The sequence below is a fragment of the Marinomonas algarum genome, assembly GCF_020532605.1.
In the GTDB taxonomy this organism is placed as follows: domain Bacteria; phylum Pseudomonadota; class Gammaproteobacteria; order Pseudomonadales; family Marinomonadaceae; genus Marinomonas; species Marinomonas algarum.
Genome location: NZ_JAJATW010000051.1, coordinates 1 through 2,938, shown reverse-complemented (window position 1 = coordinate 2,938; position 2,938 = coordinate 1). Strand labels below are relative to the sequence as shown.

The 2,938-nt window shown below is 50.9% G+C and carries 1 rRNA gene; it reads right to left on the bottom strand.

Features of this window, described 5'->3' with window-relative positions:
- Positions 1-19: 19 nt before the first annotated feature.
- A 23S ribosomal RNA gene (locus tag LG368_RS15130) occupies positions 20-2,919 on the bottom strand.
- Positions 2,920-2,938: the final 19 nt, after the last annotated feature.

Below are 2,938 nucleotides of genomic sequence, written 5' to 3'. Positions count from 1 at the left end.
AAAACCACTTTGGTGTTATATGGTCAAGCCTCACGAGCAATTAGTATTGGTTAGCTCAATGCCTCACAGCACTTACACACCCAACCTATCAACGTCCTAGTCTCGAACGGCTCTTTAGGGGACTTATGTCCCAGTGAGATCTTATCTTAAGGGAGGCTTCCCGCTTAGATGCTTTCAGCGGTTATCCCGTCCGAACATAGCTACCCGGCAATGCCACTGGCGTGACAACCGGAACACCAGAGGTTCGTCCACTCCGGTCCTCTCGTACTAGGAGCAGCTCCTCTCAAATCTCAAACGTCCACGGCAGATAGGGACCGAACTGTCTCACGACGTTCTAAACCCAGCTCGCGTACCACTTTAAATGGCGAACAGCCATACCCTTGGGACCGGCTTCAGCCCCAGGATGTGATGAGCCGACATCGAGGTGCCAAACACCGCCGTCGATGTGAACTCTTGGGCGGTATCAGCCTGTTATCCCCGGAGTACCTTTTATCCGTTGAGCGATGGCCCTTCCATACAGAACCACCGGATCACTAAGACCTACTTTCGTACCTGCTCGACGTGTCTGTCTCGCAGTTAAGCGTGCTTTTGCCTTTACACTCTATGCATGATTTCCGACCATGCTGAGCACACCTTCGTGCTCCTCCGTTACTCTTTGGGAGGAGACCGCCCCAGTCAAACTACCCACCACACAGTGTCCTCGATCCCGATAAGGGACCTGAGTTAGAACCTCAAACATACCAGGGTGGTATTTCAAGAGTGGCTCCACCAAAACTGGCGTCTTGGTTTCAAAGCCTCCCACCTATCCTACACAAGTAGGTTCAAAGTTCACTGTGAAGCTATAGTAAAGGTTCACGGGGTCTTTCCGTCTAGCCGCGGATACACAGCATCTTCACTGCGATTTCAATTTCACTGAGTCTCGGGTGGAGACAGTGTGGCCATCGTTACGCCATTCGTGCAGGTCGGAACTTACCCGACAAGGAATTTCGCTACCTTAGGACCGTTATAGTTACGGCCGCCGTTTACTTGGGCTTCGATCAAGAGCTTCGCTTGCGCTAACCCCATCAATTAACCTTCAAGCACCGGGCAGGCGTCACACCCTATACGTCCACTTTCGTGTTTGCAGAGTGCTGTGTTTTTAATAAACAGTCGCAGCCACCTGGTATCTTCGACCGACTAGTGCTTACGGAGCAAGTCCTTCACACCGGCCGGCGTACCTTCTCCCGAAGTTACGGTACCATTTTGCCTAGTTCCTTCACCCGAGTTCTCTCAAGCGCCTTGGTATTCTCTACCTGACCACCTGTGTCGGTTTGGGGTACGGTTCGATCATATCTGAAGCTTAGAAGTTTTTCCTGGAAGCATGGCATCAACCACTTCGCCCAAAAGAGGGCTCGTCGTCAGTTCTCGGTTTTCCCACTAAAGGGGAGGACCCGGATTTGCCTAAGCCCTCAACCTACCGCCTTAAACACAGACAACCATCGCTGTGCTGGCCTAGCCTTCTCCGTCTCTCCATCGCAATATGTACGAGTACAGGAATATTAACCTGTTTCCCATCGACTACGCATTTCTGCCTCGCCTTAGGGGCCGACTCACCCTGCCCTGATTAACATGGGACAGGAAACCTTGGTCTTCCGGCGGGGGAGTTTTTCACTCCCCTTATCGTTACTCATGTCAACATTCGCACTTCTGATACCTCCAGCCTGCCTTACAGCTTGACCTTCAACGGCTTACAGAACGCTCCTCTACCATGCTTAATAAATTAAGCATCCGTAGCTTCGGTGTACAGTTTTAGCCCCGTTATATCTTCCGCGCAGGCCGACTCGACTAGTGAGCTATTACGCTTTCTTTAAAGGATGGCTGCTTCTAAGCCAACCTCCTAGCTGTCTGAGCCTTCCCACATCGTTTCCCACTTAACTGTAACTTTGGGACCTTAGCTGACGGTCTGGGTTGTTTCCCTTTCCACGACGGACGTTAGCACCCGCCGTGTGTCTCCCGTAATTGCACTCATTGGTATTCGGAGTTTGCATGGGGTTGGTAAGTCGGGATGACCCCCTAGCCCAAACAGTGCTCTACCCCCAATGGTGAGATACGAGGCGCTACCTAAATAGCTTTCGAGGAGAACCAGCTATCTCCGAGCTTGATTAGCCTTTCACTCCTATCCACAAGTCATCCCCGGACTTTTCAACGTACGTGGGTTCGGTCCTCCAGTTAGTGTTACCCAACCTTCAACCTGCTCATGGATAGATCGCTCGGTTTCGGGTCTATTCCCAGCAACTAAACGCCCTATTAAGACTCGGTTTCCCTACGGCTCCGCTATGCGCTTAACCTTGCTACTGAAAATAAGTCGTTGACCCATTATACAAAAGGTACGCAGTCACCGAATAAATCGGCTCCCACTGCTTGTACGTACACGGTTTCAGGATCTATTTCACTCCCCTCACAGGGGTTCTTTTCGCCTTTCCCTCACGGTACTGGTTCACTATCGGTCAGTCAGGAGTATTTAGCCTTGGAGGATGGTCCCCCCATATTCAGACAGGATAACACGTGTCCCGTCCTACTCGTTTTCATGATTAAGGTGTTTTCGTATACGGGGCTATCACCCTCTACGGCAACTCTTTCCAGAGTCTTCTACTAACACCAAAACCACTTAAGGGCTAATCCCCTTTCGCTCGCCGCTACTTAGGGAATCTCGGTTGATTTCTTTTCCTCCGGGTACTTAGATGTTTCAGTTCCCCGGGTTCGCCTCCACACAGCTATGTATTCACTGTGGGATACTCTACAAGTAGAGTGGGTTTCCCCATTCGGACATGTTCGGATCAAAGTCTGTTTATCGACTCCCCGAACCTTTTCGCAGATTACCACGTCCTTCATCGCCTCTGACTGCCAAGGCATCCACCGTGCACGCTTGGTCACTTGACCATATAACCCAAAATAGTTT